The 18,117-nt window shown below is 67.4% G+C and carries 19 protein-coding genes; 8 read left to right on the plus strand and 11 right to left on the minus strand.

Going from position 1 to position 18,117, the window contains the following annotated elements; translation table 11 throughout:
• The first annotated feature begins 249 nt into the window (after positions 1-249).
• Positions 250-774, plus strand: coding sequence for a hypothetical protein (locus tag KRR26_RS05905; RefSeq protein WP_217079306.1), 525 nt, complete (start codon positions 250-252; stop codon positions 772-774).
• Positions 775-1,417: 643 nt separating this feature from the next.
• On the opposite strand, the gene KRR26_RS05910 is transcribed toward KRR26_RS05905, so the two are convergent.
• The 5 genes from KRR26_RS05910 to KRR26_RS05930 form a co-directional block, all read right to left on the minus strand.
• Positions 1,418-1,642, minus strand: coding sequence for a hypothetical protein (locus tag KRR26_RS05910; RefSeq protein WP_217079307.1), 225 nt, complete (start codon positions 1,640-1,642; stop codon positions 1,418-1,420).
• A 236-nt stretch (positions 1,643-1,878) separates the two neighbouring features.
• Positions 1,879-2,151 carry a hypothetical protein gene (locus KRR26_RS05915; RefSeq protein ID WP_158611349.1) on the minus strand — a complete coding sequence of 91 codons (273 nt, stop codon included), beginning with the start codon at positions 2,149-2,151 and terminating at the stop codon, positions 1,879-1,881.
• A complete protein-coding gene (locus KRR26_RS05920) occupies positions 2,151-2,387 on the minus strand; it encodes a hypothetical protein (RefSeq protein ID WP_217079308.1) in 237 nt (78 codons plus the stop codon). The genes KRR26_RS05915 and KRR26_RS05920 overlap by 1 nt, the downstream gene beginning before the upstream one ends.
• Before the next feature lie 6 nt (positions 2,388-2,393).
• On the minus strand, positions 2,394-2,720 hold the full coding sequence (locus KRR26_RS05925; RefSeq protein ID WP_217079309.1) for a hypothetical protein: 327 nt from the start codon (positions 2,718-2,720) through the stop codon (positions 2,394-2,396).
• Positions 2,720-3,421: a peptidylprolyl isomerase gene (locus KRR26_RS05930; protein WP_217079310.1), complete on the minus strand. Its 702-nt coding sequence runs from the start codon at positions 3,419-3,421 to the stop codon at positions 2,720-2,722. Before KRR26_RS05930 ends, KRR26_RS05925 begins: the two co-directional genes overlap by 1 nt.
• Positions 3,422-4,088: 667 nt before the next feature.
• Here KRR26_RS05930 and KRR26_RS05935 point away from each other — a divergent pair.
• Together KRR26_RS05935 and KRR26_RS05940 are read left to right on the plus strand one after the other, a co-directional pair.
• Complete coding sequence (locus KRR26_RS05935) at positions 4,089-5,618, plus strand: acyl--CoA ligase (protein ID WP_217079311.1); 1,530 nt, start codon at positions 4,089-4,091, stop codon at positions 5,616-5,618.
• Positions 5,615-6,598 (plus strand): 2-dehydropantoate 2-reductase, encoded by a 984-nt coding sequence (locus KRR26_RS05940; protein WP_217079312.1) that lies wholly within the window; start codon positions 5,615-5,617, stop codon positions 6,596-6,598. The genes KRR26_RS05935 and KRR26_RS05940 overlap by 4 nt, the downstream gene beginning before the upstream one ends.
• Before the next feature lie 6 nt (positions 6,599-6,604).
• Here the strand turns inward: KRR26_RS05940 and KRR26_RS05945 are convergent, their stop codons facing one another.
• Together KRR26_RS05945 and KRR26_RS05950 are read right to left on the minus strand one after the other, a co-directional pair.
• On the minus strand, positions 6,605-8,353 hold the full coding sequence (locus KRR26_RS05945; protein ID WP_217079313.1) for a peptidoglycan-binding domain-containing protein: 1,749 nt from the start codon (positions 8,351-8,353) through the stop codon (positions 6,605-6,607).
• Between the two features lie 15 nt (positions 8,354-8,368).
• Entirely contained in the window at positions 8,369-8,746 is a 378-nt protein-coding gene (locus tag KRR26_RS05950) for a hypothetical protein (RefSeq protein WP_120201668.1), read from the minus strand.
• A gap of 206 nt (positions 8,747-8,952) precedes the next feature.
• Between KRR26_RS05950 and KRR26_RS05955 the strand changes: the two genes are divergently transcribed.
• On the plus strand, positions 8,953-10,611 hold the full coding sequence (locus tag KRR26_RS05955; protein ID WP_217079314.1) for a hypothetical protein: 1,659 nt from the start codon (positions 8,953-8,955) through the stop codon (positions 10,609-10,611).
• Between the two features lie 58 nt (positions 10,612-10,669).
• On the plus strand, positions 10,670-11,986 hold the full coding sequence (locus KRR26_RS05960; protein WP_217079315.1) for a tetratricopeptide repeat protein: 1,317 nt from the start codon (positions 10,670-10,672) through the stop codon (positions 11,984-11,986).
• Between the two features lie 34 nt (positions 11,987-12,020).
• Here the strand turns inward: KRR26_RS05960 and KRR26_RS05965 are convergent, their stop codons facing one another.
• Positions 12,021-12,794: a class I SAM-dependent methyltransferase gene (locus KRR26_RS05965; protein WP_217079316.1), complete on the minus strand. Its 774-nt coding sequence runs from the start codon at positions 12,792-12,794 to the stop codon at positions 12,021-12,023.
• Positions 12,795-13,006: 212 nt separating this feature from the next.
• Here KRR26_RS05965 and KRR26_RS05970 point away from each other — a divergent pair, with 212 nt between their 5' ends.
• A complete protein-coding gene (locus KRR26_RS05970) occupies positions 13,007-14,296 on the plus strand; it encodes an AAA family ATPase (protein WP_217079317.1) in 1,290 nt (429 codons plus the stop codon).
• 44 nt (positions 14,297-14,340) lie between these two features.
• On the opposite strand, the gene KRR26_RS05975 is transcribed toward KRR26_RS05970, so the two are convergent.
• Positions 14,341-14,709 carry a hypothetical protein gene (locus KRR26_RS05975; RefSeq protein WP_217079318.1) on the minus strand — a complete coding sequence of 123 codons (369 nt, stop codon included), beginning with the start codon at positions 14,707-14,709 and terminating at the stop codon, positions 14,341-14,343.
• Between the two features lie 91 nt (positions 14,710-14,800).
• Between KRR26_RS05975 and KRR26_RS05980 the strand changes: the two genes are divergently transcribed.
• Entirely contained in the window at positions 14,801-15,490 is a 690-nt protein-coding gene (locus KRR26_RS05980) for a helix-turn-helix transcriptional regulator (protein WP_120202308.1), read from the plus strand.
• Between the two features lie 66 nt (positions 15,491-15,556).
• Here the strand turns inward: KRR26_RS05980 and KRR26_RS05985 are convergent, their stop codons facing one another.
• Together KRR26_RS05985 and KRR26_RS05990 are read right to left on the minus strand one after the other, a co-directional pair.
• Entirely contained in the window at positions 15,557-16,273 is a 717-nt protein-coding gene (locus tag KRR26_RS05985) for a hypothetical protein (protein ID WP_217079319.1), read from the minus strand.
• 1 nt (position 16,274) lies between these two features.
• Positions 16,275-17,282, minus strand: coding sequence for a DUF4150 domain-containing protein (locus KRR26_RS05990; RefSeq protein WP_217079320.1), 1,008 nt, complete (start codon positions 17,280-17,282; stop codon positions 16,275-16,277).
• 368 nt (positions 17,283-17,650) lie between these two features.
• Between KRR26_RS05990 and KRR26_RS05995 the strand changes: the two genes are divergently transcribed.
• Positions 17,651-17,968: a hypothetical protein gene (locus tag KRR26_RS05995; protein WP_217079321.1), complete on the plus strand. Its 318-nt coding sequence runs from the start codon at positions 17,651-17,653 to the stop codon at positions 17,966-17,968.
• Positions 17,969-18,117 lie beyond the last annotated feature (149 nt).

Consider the following 18,117-nt stretch of genomic DNA (forward strand, 5'->3'; position numbering starts at 1 on the left):
AATCATTTTTCTGGGATGCGCGAACGGCCGGGGCCTCTTCTCAAGTGAGTTGGCCTTCCTCCCCGAAGGCTCCGCTCCCAAGCCCTTCTCCCAGGGCGCCCCGGTCCCGGGGGACTCTCCCCTCCCCCGCGGACCGTGGGCCAGGCGCCTTGCCCCCCCTGGCGCTGGGGCCCGCTCGTCCCCGTCGCCCTCCGAGCGGCCGGTGGGGCGTCCCCGGTGGCGCCCATGGCCACGGCCTAGCTTTGGGCCATGAAGACCGTCCGCATTGTCGCCGCCTCGCTGCTCGTGGGGACCCTGGCGTTCGCCCGCTCCGAGAAGCGCCTGGAGCTGAGCGCGCCCGCCTTCAACGTCACGGCGGAAGTCACCCCGCGAAATATCTCCAGCCCCGAGCTTCAGCTCGACCTGTCCCCGTCCGCCGTGCGCGGGCAGGCCTACGGCCAACCGGTAGACCTCAAGGCCGCGGGGAGCCGCATCCAGGGGCGCACGGGCAAGGGCCCAGTGGACCTGAAGCTCCAGAAGGAGCCCGAGTCCGTGGCGGCGAATGGCACGTTCGGAGGCAAGCCCTCGCACCTGACGCTGAGCCCCGAGGAGCTCATCGGCAACGTGGGCGCGTGCAGCTACGACCTCATCGCCCACGACAAGCACGAGTACATCGGTTGGCGCGAGTGCGCGGACCGGCGCGAGTCCCCCGTGAAGCTCATCATCCCCGAGACGCTCGACCGAGCCCCCGAGGCCCAGCGCATCGCGGCGCTCTCGGTGCTGCTCTCGAACTAGGACTGGAGACAACCGTCAAGAAGCGCGGGACTGGAGGACCGCGATTCTTGAAGGCTGTCTCCAGTCGAGGCATCTGACGTGATGAAGAGTTCGTCGTGGGTCAACCCCCAAACAGGCCCCACCAACGACTCTCCGCCTGGGCCGTTCCCAGAGGACATCGTCCCTGCGTTCATCGCGGACTCGGAGTCGGCGGAGTTGATTCTTCCAGGCGCTTCTTCTTGGGGCGAGGCGGAGGCAGCAAGGGAGCCACGCGCTGCCAGAAGGCGTCGGGGACAATTTCGCGGACAATGCCCCTCCACTTGGACATGGCCGTTGCCAGCGACCCGCTCAACCCCAAACAGACCACGGCCCCTCCCGAGTCGCACCTCCAGCCTCATTCCCGAACACCCCGCCGGTCGCGGAGTTCGCCGAACACCGCAGCCGTATGTCTTCAACCTCTCTCTCCACGTCACTGACCGGACGGTTACTTGCGCCGCTGGAAGACGAACACCTCCGTCCTCGCCCGGAGTGCACGACGATGGGTGACCGGCGGCGCGCCCGAGTTCCTGTCGACCAGGCCGTGCTCAAGCTGCACTTGCGACGCCGCCCTTGTTGCGACGCCAATGCTCCGTGCGGCAATCGCCGTTTTCTCACCAAGCGCGCATCATTCAGGAGGGCTGGCGTGCGGATTCAACCGAAGCGCATCGACCCAATCGGCAGCAACCCCACGTCCAAGCAGATATCCATGGGGTTCAAACCACAAAAACCAATCAAAATCCGCCCCGAAAATTCCAAACTCAAACAAAGCACATCCCGACAAAACAGCCACCACATCCCCCTTGTCCCGAAACGAAAACGCCCCTCTTTCCTCATCAGTCGGAAAAATCATCCACAGCGCCCCCTGAACGGCATTCGTCCAATGTCAACCCATGGTGCTGTCGACTCGACACCCGATGCATCAGAGGCATCGGACCAAAGTTTCGCGTAGCTACCATCGGGAGCAAGGCTCGAGACAACTTGCGCTCTCAGTCGGGCCCCTTCCTCTATCGACAATTCCTCGAACGTCAGACCTTGCTTTGCCGCAGATTCAAACAGCTCACTTCGCGCCGTCCAAGCCATAGACTTTCACCTCCCAGCGGGCACTTCATCAACGGTGAAGAACGCCCCCTCCTCCGGCTCGTACATCGTCAGGGGTGGGGGCAAGATATCCGCGTCGAAGACCGCGGCCCGAACCCTTGAACCCGGCCCACTCAGCGCGGAGACCGTCAAGGTATTGGACTCAGGCAGCGTCACGTTCGCGGTGAACGACTTCTTGTCGGCCGAGGACAGCCCGGCGAGCACATTCACGCCATTGAGCACGACGCTCCCATCAGCGTCCACCCCCTCCATGTTGACCATCAGCACGCCAGCGTGGCTGGGCCGTGCGGCGCGAAGTTCAGCGTGGGAGGCGCCTGTCCGGCACTCACATGGCCCGAATCCGCCATCATGCATGGCAGCGAGCCGAGTGCCGCCACCAACACGCGAACACGACCACTCCCCGTCGCGCTCATCGCGAGCTGATTCGTCGCGGCGAACGTGACCCGCTTCACCGCCAGCGGCGTTCCCGCCGCAATCCCTGCGACCGAGACCCCCATTGAGCGTCAGCGTCGCGGCCTGCACCTCCCCACTGCCTCGGGCGTCTCGTTCTGGACAACGACCAGCGCCTGCTCACCATCGGTGCCGCCAACGTGGGCCGTCCCCTGACTGCCCCCCTGCACCACCAGGGCGCCACTGCGCCAGGAGGGATTCACCGACTCGGGAACCTCCGCCGCGCACGCAGGCGCGAGCTCCTGCGCAGAGAGCTTCATCCGCGTGGAGGCCTTCGCCGCCCGGGACTCGGACTCGACAGGCTCCGACTTGCGAGGGCTCCCCGCGCGCAACACCAGCGACAGGATTCCCCAACCCCACACCCAGGCTCGGGTCTTCATCACTGCTCCCCGTCCGCCTTCTTCTGCCCCCCACCCAACAGCCGCTCGGGGTAGCGCCGAACCGGAATGTCTTCCCGCAACCGACGCATCAGCGTCTCCTCAGCCTCATGGCGAGCCTCCGCGGCCAGTTGCCCACGTCCTTCCTGGAACGTCGGCACCATGGTCCTCGGCGCATCCAGGGCCCGCGCGACATGGAGCCCATACGCCGTCTCGAATGGCTGGGACACTTCGCCCGGCTTCAGCGCGGCGACGGCAGCGAAAAAGCTGGCATCGCGCTGCCCCTCGCGCACGAGCCCCAGAGTTCCCCCCAGCGCCACCGTCGCGAAGTCCTCCCCGCGCACAAGGCGGGCATGCGCCGCGTTGCTCTTCGCCTGCACCTCGGTCCGCGCTCGACGATCCGCACCCGCCGCGAGCCGGACCACGAGGTGGGCCACATGCACTTCCCGGCGCGATAGCCCGTCCCGACGTGCCTCATATCGCGCCCTCAACGCGTCATCGGAGGAGGACTCATGCGCCAGACGGTCAAGGTACGCATTCGCGAGCACCTCGCGACGTGCGGCCTCGACAAGCGCCGCAACCTCGGGCTCCTTCAAGAGCGCGTCTTCCCGCGCCTTCTCGACAAGGAACGTGCGCTCGACCACACCTTTGAGCGCCCCTTCCGCCGACCCCACCCCTTCGTGCGTCTGGAGCCACAGCGCCACATCCGCCCGTGTCACGGGCGTGCGTCCCACCTTCGCCACCACGTCGGCCGAATCGCACCCCACCCCAACACTCCGCCCAGAATCGCCCCCGATTCACTGTCCGCCTCCCAGGAACTCGCAGTCACCATCAACACAAGTCGTGGAGCCCAAGTCCCCCCTCACAACTCGCTCAGTACGCCGGCCCGCTGCGCCCAGCGTCCAGACGCCAGGAGTGAATGCACCACGCAGGACTGACATACCGTCCGATGCATCGGGCTTCAGCCATGCCCCGCCGTCCCAAACGAGCGCCAGCGACCGCCACACCCACGTAGCAGTTGGCGAGTGGGATTCTCTTGCGACGGATAACAAAGCCTCGCCGAGCTTCAGCGGACGTGACTACGAGATTCGGCACGCTATTGCTCGCCAGACAACCTCGTAGGGCCAAGTGGAGTCGTGAGCGCACTCGTCCGGGCTCCTTCGACTTTACCGAGAGGACATCCCAAAGAGCAGTGCGCTCAGGTCCCCTGCCATACGCGCTACCATCGGCGTCGGGGCACCGCGCGAGTAGGCTCGGGCTTGTTCGGGAGCAATCCCCGCACCGCTCACAGGTGAGCAACCCGGTCCGAGCCCCGTCGCACGTGGAGCAGTCCAAGCTCGGCGCAACCGCAACTGGAACGACGGAGGCGACATGGAGCTCGCAGACACCTTGACGGGACTCCTCTCGCGCGGCGCGGACGCGGACCTCGCGGTGAGCGCGCCGGGCAGGCCGGCATTGACCCATGGCGGCCTGAGAGCACTCATCCAACACACGGTGCGCGCGCTCAATGACCTCGGACTGGGGCGCGGCGACCGCATCGCACTGGTGCTCCCCAATGGCCCCGAGGCAGCCACCGCGTTCGTCGCCGTGGCGAGCGGCGCGACCACGGCCCCGCTCAATCCGGCCTATCGCGAAGAGGAGTTCGAGTTCTCCCTCACCGATCTGCGCGCCTTGGCGCTCATCATTCCCCAGGGCATGGCCAGCCCGGCGCGAACCGTGGCGGCGAGGCATGGCCTGCGCGTGCTGGAGCTGTGCGTCGCCCCAGCAGGGCCCGCCGGCACCTTCACGCTGCAACCTGACACGGCCACGACCAGCGAGGCGCGGAGGCCCGGCTTCGCGCAGGCCGAGGACGTGGCGCTCATGCTCCACACATCCGGGACCACCGCGCGCCCCAAGCTGGTGCCACTGAAACACCGGAACCTCGTGGCGTCCGCGACGCGAATCGCCGAGACGTTGGCGCTCCGCCGCGAGGACGTGTGCCTCAACATCATGCCGCTGTTCCACATCCACGGCCTCGTGGCCGCGGTGCTCGCGAGCCTGAGCGCCGGCGCGAGCGTGGTGTGCACTCCCGGCTTCAACGCACTGAAGTTCTTCTCCTGGTTCGAGGAGGCACGGCCCACCTGGTACACGGCCGTGCCCACGATGCATCAAGCCCTGCTGGAGCGCGCGGCCCGCCACACAGCCCTCCTCCAAGCAGGTCGACTGCGCTTCCTGCGCTCCTCCTCTGCCTCGCTCCCGCCAGTCGTGATGGAGCGCCTGGAGTCCACCTTCGGCGTGCCCGTCATCGAGAGCTACGGCATGACCGAGGCCTCGCACCAGATGGCCTCCAACCCGCTGCCACCGCGCCCCCGCTACCCGGGCTCGGTGGGCATCGCCGCCGGTCCCGAAGTGGCCATCCTCGGAGACACGGGCGAACTCCTGCCGCCCGGCGCGCTCGGCGAAGTGGTCATCCGTGGCCCCGGAGTCATGGACGGCTATGAGAACAACCTCGAGGCCAACGCCCGGGCCTTCACGCGAGGCTGGTTCCGCACGGGCGACCAGGGCACGCTCGACACCGACGGATATCTGCGCCTCACCGGGCGACTGAAGGAACTCATCAACCGAGGCGGCGAGAAGGTCAGCCCGCTGGAGGTGGACATGGTGCTCCTGGAACATCCCGCCGTGCAGCAGGCCCTCGCGTTCGCGCTGCCGCATCCACTGCTCGGCGAAGAGGTCGCCGCCGCGGTCGTCACGCGAGAAGGAGCACAAGTCTCCGAGCGAGCGCTGCGGGACTTCGTGGCGCGCCGGCTGGCGGACTTCAAGGTGCCGCGCCGAGTGGTGTTCCTCTCCGAGTTGCCCAAGGGCCCCACCGGCAAGGTGCAGCGGCTGGGACTCGCCGAGCGACTGGGACTCACTTCATGAAGGTCGCCATCTTCGGCGCCGGAGCGATTGGCGGCCTCCTGGGCGTCAAGCTGATCCAAGCGGGCGCGGACGTCACCCTCATCGCCCGAGGGGCGCACCTGGCCGCGATGCGCGAGCACGGCCTCACGCTGGTGAGCGACGGAGCCACCCTCACCGTCCATCCACGCTGCACGGACTCGCCCGACGAGGCAGGCCCACAAGACGCGGTCTTCCTCACGCTCAAGGCCCATGCCCTGACGGGTGCGGCGCTCGACATCGCCCGCCTGTTCGGGCCGGAGACTGCGCTCGTCACCGCGGTGAACGGCGTCCCCTATTGGTACTTCCATGCACTCGACAGCCCGTACCGAGACCATGTCCTCCAGAGCGTGGATCCGGGCGGAGGGCTCTGGCGCACGCTGCCTCCATCGCGCGTCATCGGCGCGGTCGTCTACCCCGCGGCGGAGGTCACCGGCCCAGGCGTCATCACGCACCTGTACGGAGACCGGATCGTCCTCGGTGAGCCGGATGGGTCGCGCACTCCGCGCGTGGAAGCCTTGTCCGCGCTCCTCACGAAGGCGGGCTTCAAGGCGCCCATCCGTCCCCGCATCCGCGACGAACTGTGGATGAAGCTCTGGGGCAACCTCGCCTTCAATCCCCTGTCCGCGCTCACGGGCGCCACGCTGGACACGCTCGCGACGGCGCCGGACCTCCGAGACATCGCGCGACGGATGATGCTCGAGGCCCAAGCGGTGGGCGAAGCGCTGGGCGCACGCTTCCTGCTCCCCGTGGATCAACGCATCCAAGGCGCGGCGGCGGTGGGCGCGCACAAGACCTCCATGCTCCAGGACCTGGAGCGCGGGCGCCCGATGGAAATCGACGCGCTGCTCGGCGCGGTGGTGGAGCTGGGACATCTGGTGGGGAAGCCATTGCCCACCGCGGAGCTGGTGCTCACCCTGGTGCGAGAACGCGCGCGCGCCACGGGCTGCTATCCCGCGAGGTGACCGCACCTAGTGGTGGAAGCGCAGCCACGCCAGCGCGCCCAGCATCAACGCCACGGCGCCCACGATGGCCACCTTCCGCCACGGTGACACTTCGAGGATCTCCACGGGAGGTGGCTCCTGCATGGACACCAACTCTTCCAGGAGCGCGTTCCAGCGCCGAGCGTCCTCCACCAGTTGGGTCAGCAGGGGAATCCAGCCGGCGCCTCCCGAGAAGAGTTGCAGCGTCTCGCGGGTGAGCAGCGCCATCGCGCGAGCCCCGACGCGCAAGCACAGGCCCACGCGCGTGAGTCGCTCGGTCAGGTCCCTCAGGCGCGGCGGCTCGGCGGCGGGGCCCACGACGACGCAGACGTCACCATCCAGCCGCAACCGGCACGCCACGAGACCGCGCCCCGCGCCCACTCGCATCTCCCCGGCGAGGAAGGGCTCAATGCCCTCGACGAACATCGCCATGGCCTTGCGCAGCGTCGTGAACACCACGCTGGCGTGCTGGTACGCGTAGCGGATGAGGTTCCACCAGAAGGTCTTCGCGTGCGCCATGCCCCGCGCCAGCACCGATGCGACCGTCGTCAGCGAGTCGCCCACCATCGTCAGCCGCCGGCCCAGCCACCGCGCGCCGCGGGAGAGTCCATCCCAGAGGAAGAAGATGGGGTCGCGCGGAATGGTGTGCGTCCACACGTCCTTCATCTCCTGCGGGTTCTCGGCCACGAAGCGCGCGACGAGCTCCGGCGCCACCTCCGCATGGGTGTGCTCGGCCGCCAGAGCATCCACCAACGCTTCATCGATGCGCTCACCCCGCTCCGCCAGCGCCTCTTCCGAGTGCTCCTGGTCGCGCCAGAAGGCGACGAGCGCCTCGCGCAGCAACCTCCGCCCCACGTCCGTGTCCGTGCGCGCATCGAGCGCGCCCACGTCGTAGCCGAGCAACCACAGCTCGGAGCGCACCAGCCGACGGATGAACCGCACGGCCTCCGACTCATCCTCCGAACCCTCCACGAGCAGCGGCGTCCGAACCCTGTGCCCGAGCGACAGCAACGCATCGTCATCGAACGCCAACTCCAACGCGGCCCGGTCCGTCAGCGCGCTCCCGCCATCGAGCCCCAGCGCGCGGACCACCGCCTTGAACCGGTCCAGCGGCTCACGCAGTTCCTTCGCCCGAGCGGTCGCGGGCGCCTCGAAGCCCAGCATGCGCAAGCGCAACGCCAGCGCTCGTACCAGCGCGGGCCTCGGCTCATCTCCGGGCAGCAACCAGTGCGTCAGGTCGAGCGGCGGCTCCAGGGTGATGAGCGCCTGGAGCGCCATCCACGTCTCCAGCCCGACCCAGCCGTCCTGGACAATCCCCGCCTCTGCCTGGAAGCGCCGAACCTCGCGACGAAGCGGGGCGTCCAGGCGGTGGCTCGACACGTCCCGCACGGAGTACCCCAGGAGCGCGAGCCGCGCCCGGACCGCGCGGACACGCGGCTCCAATTCGCGCGTCATCCGTTGCGGATCCTCGAACGGATCCTCGGCGGGCAGTGACGCCAGCGCCAGGCCCCGCTCGAAGCGCTCCATCCCCGCCTCCAGGCCGTGCATCGCCAGGAAGCGCGCGCGCATCGCCTCGGGCTCGCTCTCCGCCGCCGAGTCCATCCACGAGGACGGCACGGACTGCGCCGCCCGCTCCATGCCGCCCCCACCCTCCCGAGGGACGGGGTCCAGGCTCAGCCGCGCCGCGGACTCACCGCCCCCCAGCTCCGTGAGGAAGTCCTCCCACGAGGTGCTCACCCGGCCTCCCCCGCGCTACTTCTGGAACTTGGGGACGAGCGCCTTGAGGTTGTCCGCGAAGTATTGGATCAGCGCGGTGCGCGCGCTCCGGCCGCTCTGCACGGATTGGTCATGCAGCCGCAGCAAGTCATCCAGCCGCTCCAACTTCTCCTGGGTCTGGAAGTTCTGCACGTCCCCATCGAAGAGCACGCGCGTGGCCGCCACCAGCTTCAGCGTCCCCTGCGCCTGCGCCCCCGCGGCCCGGGTGAACAGCCCATCCCAGTCGATGCCCTGCCCATCCGGTTTGAGGACCGCCGAGATGTCCCCCGTGTAGGTCAGCACCTCCAACGACGAGAAATCCGCCGCCAGGTCCCCCAACTTCGTCAACGCCTCCTGGAGCTTCGTCTCCGCCATGTCGTCCCCCCGAGCCGCAAGCCGCCCACAGGCGAGGCTCGAATCGCTCCAGTATAGGAAAACGAGATGAAACCGGCGCAAGCCGCCATGTCGGACAAGGTGTGCTTTCGGGTTATTCCGACGGACTGTGCGAAAAAACACCCTCCGGGCACAACATTCGAAGGCGCACCTCCGATGATAGAGGAAACGCACTTCAGGAGAATCTCGTGGCCCGTATCGACAACAGTGGTAGCCGGTCCGCGCCGCGCCCGAAGCCGGCGAGCTTCATCAACCCGAAGGCGCTTCAGGATGTCGCTGCCCAGGTGCAGAAGGACATCAAGAAGCTGGCCAACTCGTCCAACAGCACCGTCAAGGCGAACAAGGACGGCTCGGTCAGCCGCTCGTCGACCACGACGAAGAAGCAGACCACTCAGTCCAAGGAGCTGACCACCTCCAAGGGTCCCCTGGGCGAGTCCAAGTTCAAGTACGCCACCACGTCCAAGACGGGCGGGACGACGGCGAAGAACACCCGCACCACCCAGTCCGACACCTTCGGTCGCACCACGTCCACGCACCAGCGTGAGGTCACCCGCGAGAAGGGCAACACCGCGAAGACCGAGACGAACACCAAGACGACCGACCACCGCGGCACGAAGAAGGAAGTGGACGCCAAGAGCACCAAGGTGACCACGGGCAACACGTCCAAGACGGACACGCGCTCGGTCACCACGGACTCGCACGGCAACAAGGCGGTGACGAAGGAGACCAGCACCGCCACGAAGAACGGCAACACGACCTCCACCAAGACCTCCAAGGAGACGACGGGCACCGAGCGGACCAACACCGCCGTCTCCAAGTTCGAGGACGGCAAGTACGTCTTCGGCAACCAGACCGACTGGAAGAACAACAAGTTCAACAAGGAGGTCGGTGCCAACAAGGAGAAGGAGCTGAAGCCCAGCTCCGCCGACAGCGGCTTCACCCAGGCGAAGAAGGACAAGCTGAGCCGCGCGCAGACGGCCGGTGACCTCCTGGGCGCCGCGGGCGTGAAGAAGGAGTGGAAGGCCGAGTTCGACCACGTCAAGGAGCACAACACCTCCACCGCGCCGGGCACCTTCGTGGGCTCGCGCGTGGGCACCTCCGGCTCGCAGAGCTTCAGCGTGGGCGCGGATGGCGTGAACGCCTCCTACAACCGCGAGGCCAAGGCCGGCCTGTACGCGGAGAAGTCCGGCAAGACGACGGGCAAGTACGGCGAGGCCTCGTACAAGGCCGGCGCGAAGCTCGAGGCCAAGGCCAGCGTTGACGCGAAGGGCAAGCTCAACACCAACGGCCTGGACGCCAGCGTGTCCGCCAAGGCCGGCGCCTCCGTCGAGGTGAACATCACCGGCAAGGCGCAGACCAAGAGCGTGAAGGTCGCGGGCGTGGACCTCAACGCCTCCGTCGAGGGCAAGGCCAAGGCGTCCGCCGAGGTCTCCGCCGAGGCCACCGGCAAGGTGAAGGTCACGCGCAATCCTCCCACGGCCATCGCCGAGGGCACGGTGGGCGCCTCCGCGGTCGCCAAGGTCGAGGGCGAGGTCAAGGCCTCGGCCGGCCCCTTCGCGGTGAAGGCCAGCGCGTACGGCAGCGCCGGCGCCGAGGCGAAGGCCACGGGCGTCATCGGCTACGAGGACGGCAAGCTGAAGATTGGCGGCAGCGCGGGCGCGGCGCTCGGCCTGGGCGCGGGCGCGTCTGCCACGGTGGAGATCGACGTGAAGCAGGTCGGTGAGATGGCGAAGAACACGGCCATCTCCGTGGCCGACGCCAACCACGACGGCAAGCTCGGCCTCGACGACGCGAAGGCCATCGCGAGCAGCGCGAAGAAGAAGGTCCTCGGCTGGATCGGCCTCTAAGCCTTTCACTCGACTCACCCGCTCGTCTTCTCCGAGCGGGTGAGGAATACTCCCGCCCATGGCCCAGAGTGACCTGTACCGCCGTGGGTATGAGCAGCTGAAGGCTGGGAATTACGAAGAGGCCAAGCGCCTCTTCCGCGAGAACGAGGCCGCGTCCGGCACCACCGCCGCGACGCAGGCCCTCCTGAAGCAAGCCGACGCGAAGCTGCGCGAGGGCGACCTGAAGCAGGCCGCCACCCTCTTCGAGCAGGTCCTCGACCGCAATCCGTCCCTCCCCGAGGTGTACCAGGGCCTCGCGCGCATCAGCCTCTTCACGGGCGATGGCGACTCGGCCCGCGTGCACGCCACCGCCGCGGTGCGACTGGGCCCCGGCCAGGGCCTGTCGTGGACGCTGATGGGCTTGGTGCACGAGGCCGCGGGCGAAGTGGAGACCGCGCTCCAACACCTGCAGAAGGGCGCGGAGCTGTCCCCCACGGTGTTCCTGTGCCAGTTCAACCTGGGCCGCGTGCTCGCCGCCGCGGGGCGGGGCGCGTGGGGCGTCCTGCCGCTCAAGCAGGCCACCGAGTTGGAGCCGAACAACCCGGATGGCTTCTACACGCTGGGCATGGCGTACAAGCAGACGCGCCAGTACGAGAACTCGCTGCGCGCCTTCGAGAAGGCCCGCGACCTGGCGCCCACCAACGTGGACATGTGGGCCACGCTCGCGGACGTGCTCTTCGAGCTGAAGGAGTACAAGGCCGCGCGCGACGTGCTGGACCACGGGCTCGCGCGCTGCGGTGACCATCCCGCCCTGCTGGAGAAGGCGCTCGCCGCGTCGATGATGCTCTCCGACACCGAGGCCAGCGTGGGCTACGTGGAGCGCGAGCTGAAGGTCGCGCCCAACTACGAGCAGGCGTGGCTCAACCTCGCCAACCTCACGCTGCTGGAGAAGGACTTCGAGCGCAGTGAGCAGGCCGCGCGCGAGCTGCTCAAGCGCAACCCCAAGAGCTGGGAGGCGTACTTCCACCTGGGCAACCTCTTCGAGGCCGTGCCCGCGGAGAAGGAAGCCGAGGACGCGTACCGCAAGGCGGTGGAGCTGGCGCCGGACAACTGGAAGCCGCTCACCAACCTCGCGGGCCTGCTCATCCAGATGAAGAACCCGGCCAAGAACGCCGAGGCGGTTCCGCTCCTGGAGAAGGCCCTCAAGCTCGCGCCGGCGGGCGACTGGACCGTGATGTACAACCTGGCGCTCGCGCACACCCAACTGGGACAGCGCGACCGCGCCATGGAGCTGGCCCGCCGCATCCAGCAGGAAGCGCCCGCGGGGAACGACATGGCCGAGCAGGCGCGGCGGCTGGAGTCCAACCTGAAGGAAGCGGCGGCGCGCTCGCGCTGACCTCGCGCCGCCGGCGGAGCACCGAGGCCCGCGACTACGGGGCGGGCTTCACGAACTTGAGCGCGAAGCGGTCACCGGTGCCACGACGCGCGCCGGCCGCGCCCGGGCTCGCGCTCCAGTCGCGCGTGTCCTCGGGGTTGCGCCACGCCGCGCTCTCGCCCGCGAGCTGGAAGCCCGCGGCGAGCACCTCGGCGCGCACCGCCTGCTCGTCGATGCGGTGGAGCGTCTTCACGTCCGCGACGCCCGTGCCCGCCTTCGCGCTGGAGTCGATGACGACGTAGACGCCACCGGGCTTGAGCGACTGGAAGATGGCCGCGTTCATCTTGGCGCGGTCCGTCCCCGTCCAGACGGTGTCATGGTAGATGGCGTTGCTCACCACCGCGTCCAGGCCCGTCGCCTCGGGCGGCAGCGGCGAGTCGAGCTCGCGGTCCACGCGCACCACGCGCTGGTTGATGGGACGCGCCAGGCGCTCGCTCCACGGCTTCTCCGCGAAGAGCTCCAGCACCCACTTCGGGTTGTGGCCGTAGACGACGCCCTCGGGGCCCACCGCGCGGGCGAGCAGCTCCGTGGTGTAGCCACCGCCCGCCATCACCTCGGCGACCTTCATGCCGGGCCGCACGCCGATGAACTCCAGCATCTCGGCCGGGTGGCGGCCCGCATCCAGGGCGCGGTCCGCCTCGAGACGATCCGCCGCGTCGACGATGGCGCGCGCCGAGGACGCCGTGGCGGCAGAGGTGGACGCATCCGGCGAGGCGGTGTGGGCACACCCCGCGAGGGAGAGACAAGCAGTGAGCAGGAGGAATCGCATGGGGCCTCCTCTTAGCCTCAAGCCCCACGCGCCGCTGGGGAAACCACCTACCCTGCGGGTGTCCTTTCCCTACACCCCTCGGGCCCCTGGGGTGGCAAGCGACCGCGCCACTGTTCAATCTCCGGGGGACGCACTGCACGAAACCAGCACGGACGGAATCGTGTGCGCCATCCCGCCTGCGGTCTCTCGAGGCCTCTGGTACGTGTCGTGACATGAAGCTCACGCGGCTGGAGATCCATGGCTACCGCGAGGTCGCACCCGGAACGGTGCTCACGTTCGGGCCCACGCACAACCTGGTGCTGGGCGACAACGGCACGGGCCGCACCACGCTGCTGGAGCTCATCTCGCAAGTGCTGCGCGCGGACTTCTCCACGCTGCGCCATGAGCCCTTCTCGCTCGCGTGGCGCGTGGAGCTGCCCGGCATGACGCTGGACATGGCCGTGCGCAACCTGCCCGCCACGGCTGACGCGGTGAGCGCGCCCGTCGTCCCGCCGCGCATCGCGCTCGCGCTGCCGGCCTCCGAGCCCGACACCGGGCTGCACCCCTACCTGGAGGCCGACGTCCGCCTCTCCGGGCCCGACACGCGGCTGCGCGTGCGCGCGGACGCCTCGGGGTTGGGCTGCGAGGTGGATGGCGTGTCCGTCTGGTCTCGCGGCATGCATTGGTCCGTGTTGGATCGCACGGTGTGGACGCTGCTCTTCATGGGCGCGCAATACATCGACCGCGGCTTGCGCGAGCGGCTGCGCGAACTCCTGCGCCGCACGTTCCTCCTGTCGCCGTCGCGCTTCGACGAGGCGCTCGGGACGTTCGAGCGCATTGGCACACATCGCTACGCGATGGAGTCGCACGGCGACGACGTGTTCCCCCTGGGGCTGATGGCCCTGCCCACGTGGCTGCCGGGCTGGCTGCGCCGACAGGTGGAGCGCGAGCCCCCACGCGAGGCCCTGGAGTTCGCGCACCATGAGCTGGAGCGGAACTTCCTGGCGCGGTTCGTGGAGCTGGCTGGGTTTGCCTCGGGGACGATGCGGGTGGAGGTGCTGGAGCGGCGCGACTACGAGGACGGCGGGAGGCTGGCCTTCGGTCGCTTCGGCTTCCGCTTCACGCGACGGGATGGCGTCACGCTGAGCCAGGAGCAGCTCGGCTATGGACAGAAGCGGCTCTTGTCCTTCCTGTACTACCTGGACGTGAACGAGGACTTCGTCATCGCGGACGAGTTGCCCAACGGACTGCATCCCCGTCACGTCGCGACCTGCGTGGACGAACTGGGCGCGCGACAAGCCTTTCTCACCAGCCAGAACCCGCTGCTGCTCGAACACGTCGCGTTCCGCTCGGCCCAGGAGCTGCGCCGCTCCGTCATCCACTGCGCTGTGGAGCGCGGCTCAGGCCCCGAGCGCCTGCGCTGGACGCAGCCCGACGCGGACGTGGCCACCCGGCTCTTCCCCGCGTGGTGCGATGCGCCTCATGGTCGCGGCGCGCTGCTGCGTACCCATGGGCTCGAATGAGTGGAGCGGCTCGCGCCCGTGAGCGGGGTGCGGCGCGAAGTCGATCACCACTTCATGATGCCCACGAGGACCGAACCCCACAGTCCGAGCGCCGCGAGCGCACCCACCGCAAGCGCGATCCATCCCATTCGCATGCGCTGGTGAGGCGTGCGCCCCCAGAGACAGAACAGCCCAACGACCGTGCCCAGGAACGCGCCGGTGGGAGTGCCCAGGACCAATCCCATCACGCCGGGGAGTCCATGGGGATCCGAGTCGATGGCCTTGTCGATCACCACGCCCAGCGTGAGCCCGACCGCGCCACCGGCGAGGAGGAACGCGACGAGGAGGAACGCGGCGCTCGCCAACGGATGGCCTGTCGAGGTGTCCGAGGAGAAAAGAGGGGCGCCTGGAGGGGTCGCGGGCTCAGTGGGCATGGGTGTGAACGCTCGTGAGGACAGAGGACAGACAGCGCCGCGTGTCGAGACACTACCCCAAGGAGCCGAAATCGGCGCTACGGTGCCCACCGTGTCTCGCGCGGAACGACTGCTCGACCTGCTTCAACACCTCCGACGACAGCGAGGCCCCGTCAGCGGATCCACTCTGGCGGAGGAGTTGGGCATCAGCCTGCGCACGCTCTACCGGGACATCGCCAGCCTCCAGGCCCAGGGCGCGCGCATCGAGGGAGAGCCCGGCTTCGGCTACGTCCTGCGCCCGGGCTTCACGCTGCCCCCGTTGATGTTCTCCGAGGAGGAGCTGGAGGCGCTGGTGCTCGGCTCGCGCTGGGTGGCGCACCGCGCGGATGGACGGCTGGGACGCGCGGCCAGCGACGCCCTCGCCAAGATTGCCGCCGTGCTGCCCACGGACCTGCGCGAGGAACTGGAGTCCACGACCCTGCTCGTGGGCCCGGGCGACCCCATCATCGCGGGAGACATCGACCTGGGCGCCCTGCGTCGAGCCATCCGCGAGGAGCGCAAGGTCGTCATCTCCTACCGAGACAAGACAGACACTGCGAGCACCCGGACCCTCTGGCCCTTCGCCGTGGGCTTCTTCGACCGCGTGCGAGTCATTGTCGCGTGGTGCGAGCTGCGCGATGGCTTTCGCCACTTCCGCGTGGACCGCATCAGCGCCCTGGAGACCACCGACACGCGCTACCCCCGGTCCCGCCGGGAACTCCTGCGCACCTGGTTCGAGTCCGAGCGCATCCCACCCCAGTAGCCCTGCGCCCTGCTGACAGAAACTGACTGCTGTGACCTCCGAGGAGCACGTCCGCAAGCGCGCGCCTCAGAGCAAGTCGAGGGTGACATACCCCGACGTTGTCTCGCGAATCCTGGCCTCCTCGCCCCAAGCGGACACCAGAGCCTGCCGCGAGAGCAACTCCCTGGAGATACCGTTGTACATGCCGACGTCATCCCTGGACGGCATCTTTATCTCATCTGCCGATCTTGCAGCTCGATTACGCTCCGGCCAGCTCAAGAGCCGCTGCGCGAATTCTCTGGGCTCAACCGGCACCAACGGTCCTTCGTTGTCATTATAGACAATGAATGCCGAGGCGCGCGTCGCACTTGCGAGGGACAAGCAGAGATGGATAAGCGACTGCTTAGGGTCAGCTTCAGCGTTCGCTTGCGCGACATCCGGATAGAGATTCCGATCGAGCAGGGTCCCAAAACTCACGGAGAGGCATGGAGTGCCTCGAAAACTAGGCGGGTACCGATACAAGCTGACCCGACTGTGGAGTTCGAGCGAATGGCTCCAAAGGCTGCAATCGAGTACCAACCCTAGGTTCAAGCGGACAAAATCCTCCAGACTGAACTGGCTCTCATCGAATGCCTCTCCGGTCGCCCAATCATCGTCGTGTTCAAGGTACTCGAGTCCTGCCAAACAGCTTTGGGGGTCATCCAGTCCAAAACTCGCACAGAGACACTCGACGACACGCGTCCACAAGTCGACCATGTCGCAATCTACCGGCGAATAATCTATATTGATGCTGCGGCCTGACATCTCAGTGCTCCTGGATGACGCGGTCGTAACCTGCGCCCTTGTTGGTCATCTTACGCCCGCCGGACCTGACGAAGCGCTTCAGCGCCTCGCCGCGCTGTTTCCCGTCACCTGGGACTGCGAGGTGAACGACCGTGCCAAAGGGTGCCACCAGGGGGTCTCGTGCCAGTTCTCTTTCTTTGTAGAACTGGCCGACTTTGACAGCCTGGCCGCTCTCCTTCACTTCCTTGTACGTTCCATTCGCGGTGACGACATCGAATTCTGCGAGGATCTTGCCGCACACCGAACAGCACACCTTGACAGAGACTTCCTTGGCCTTGGTATCTCGCGCGACTCTGGCTTCGAAGCGCTTGTCCTTTGCCCCGTCTCGAGTATGCGCCGCTCTACGCTTGAGGTCGGCGCTTCTGGCCATATCCACCTCCTGCATCGCCTCAATCATCTTCTCGTCCGCGAGCTTGTCGAGCCGATTGGCCTCATCATCCAGGCTTTTGGCAAGCTCTTCCGATGAACGCGTCTCCGTACCAAGGGCAGGCTCGCGCCGAATCTGCGGGTGGGTACACGACCCGGCCACCATCTTCGCAGCCTGCATCTCACCCGCCATGGTCGCCGCGTTCGGCGGGCTACCACCCGGGCCGCAGTTGTTGAGCATCGGGTCACCGAGGAGCTGTACATTCTTTCCCTCGATTTTGACGCTCATCGACCCCGGACCGACGAACCTCGTCGGCCCCTGGGTGTTCGCCGAAACCATCCCACCGCCGGTCCCCTTGCTGGCAATGTCTCCCTGAGAACCGAAGCTGGCGCCCTGGATCGCGACTGCGTGGCCATCAATCGTGACACTCTTTGAGTAGCCCTTCGGTGAGTCATTGCTTCGCCCTACATTCGGCAGTGGGGTCGGCACGAACGGCGCGGGAGGCCCCGGCATCTTGCAGACATTCGGGAGCGTGGCCGCAGCAACGCCATCGCTCCCCAACGTGACAGGAGTCTTGGGCGGATGAATCGCGACAGTCGACATTCAGATTTCCTCGTTCACACTGGACTCTCGAGCAGCAACGCCCCGCGCAAGCCATCCCCGCTGCTGGCCACTACGACCGCGCGGGGGCCACGCGCATAGCGGCGAACGAAAGATTGTACGGCGAGCACACTCCCGAGGACTCCGGAGGCCGCACCCACATCACCCCAACATCCAGCGGGAGCGTGATACCCCGGGGACTTCCAGACGGATGGGGCGCGGAGCAGCGCGAAGCCCCACTCCTCACTACGAAACCTCTCACCGTTGATGTCACTGTACACAGTATCGATGGCGTCTCGCGGAAGTTCGAGAGCACTGACCGCCCTCTGAATGGACTCACTCAACGCGACACCCAGGGGATTGCCATCAGAATGAGCAGCGGGCTGTTCCTGCGCGGTACCAACACCCCGGATATGAGCGAGGCCGTGGAGGCACAGACGCGAGCAGAGTCCAGCGTTTGCAAGAACCAAACATCCAGCGGCCTCTCCTGGCGTGAAGCCGTCGCGAGCGCCGTTACGAACGAGCCGACGGGTGCTGCCAAGCCAGTGGAGCGTCTCGGCCTCATGGTAACTATCAACCCCAGCAACCACGAAAAGCGTATCTTCATTTCCCCGCATGTCCTGCACTGCACTCTCGACCGCGCGAATTGCTCCGGCATGTCCGCGGCCCGCGAGCGTCACCCGCATTGATGGCGGCGAACGCCAGCGCGCACGTAGCGAATCAAGCATCCCATTTGCATCGCTTTCCGAAAAGCCAGGACGCGACTCGGGAAGGGCAAGATACAAGGCGAGCTGCCGGACACGAGGCATGGCCGCTGATAGCTTGGTGACAACCTCCG

The organism is Citreicoccus inhibens (assembly GCF_019039035.1).
Lineage (GTDB): Bacteria > Myxococcota > Myxococcia > Myxococcales > Myxococcaceae > Citreicoccus > Citreicoccus inhibens.

Excerpts from the sequence above, each read along its gene's own strand:
- KRR26_RS05975 (WP_217079318.1), bottom strand. The coding sequence starts at position 14,709 with ATGCCCACTGAGCCCGCGACCCCTCCAGGCGCCCCTCTTTTCTCCTCG.
- KRR26_RS05925 (WP_217079309.1), bottom strand. The coding sequence starts at position 2,720 with ATGAAGACCCGAGCCTGGGTGTGGGGTTGGGGAATCCTGTCGCTGGTG.
- KRR26_RS05940 (WP_217079312.1), top strand. The coding sequence starts at position 5,615 with ATGAAGGTCGCCATCTTCGGCGCCGGAGCGATTGGCGGCCTCCTGGGC.
- KRR26_RS05915 (WP_158611349.1), bottom strand. The coding sequence starts at position 2,151 with ATGGTCAACATGGAGGGGGTGGACGCTGATGGGAGCGTCGTGCTCAAT.
- KRR26_RS05965 (WP_217079316.1), bottom strand. The coding sequence starts at position 12,794 with ATGCGATTCCTCCTGCTCACTGCTTGTCTCTCCCTCGCGGGGTGTGCC.
- KRR26_RS05995 (WP_217079321.1), top strand. The coding sequence starts at position 17,651 with ATGAGCAGCGGGCTGTTCCTGCGCGGTACCAACACCCCGGATATGAGC.
- KRR26_RS05970 (WP_217079317.1), top strand. The coding sequence starts at position 13,007 with ATGAAGCTCACGCGGCTGGAGATCCATGGCTACCGCGAGGTCGCACCC.
- KRR26_RS05960 (WP_217079315.1), top strand. The coding sequence starts at position 10,670 with ATGGCCCAGAGTGACCTGTACCGCCGTGGGTATGAGCAGCTGAAGGCT.
- KRR26_RS05905 (WP_217079306.1), top strand. The coding sequence starts at position 250 with ATGAAGACCGTCCGCATTGTCGCCGCCTCGCTGCTCGTGGGGACCCTG.
- KRR26_RS05935 (WP_217079311.1), top strand. The coding sequence starts at position 4,089 with ATGGAGCTCGCAGACACCTTGACGGGACTCCTCTCGCGCGGCGCGGAC.
- KRR26_RS05990 (WP_217079320.1), bottom strand. The coding sequence starts at position 17,282 with ATGTCGACTGTCGCGATTCATCCGCCCAAGACTCCTGTCACGTTGGGG.
- KRR26_RS05985 (WP_217079319.1), bottom strand. The coding sequence starts at position 16,273 with ATGTCAGGCCGCAGCATCAATATAGATTATTCGCCGGTAGATTGCGAC.
- KRR26_RS05950 (WP_120201668.1), bottom strand. The coding sequence starts at position 8,746 with ATGGCGGAGACGAAGCTCCAGGAGGCGTTGACGAAGTTGGGGGACCTG.
- KRR26_RS05910 (WP_217079307.1), bottom strand. The coding sequence starts at position 1,642 with ATGATTTTTCCGACTGATGAGGAAAGAGGGGCGTTTTCGTTTCGGGAC.
- KRR26_RS05920 (WP_217079308.1), bottom strand. The coding sequence starts at position 2,387 with ATGGGGGTCTCGGTCGCAGGGATTGCGGCGGGAACGCCGCTGGCGGTG.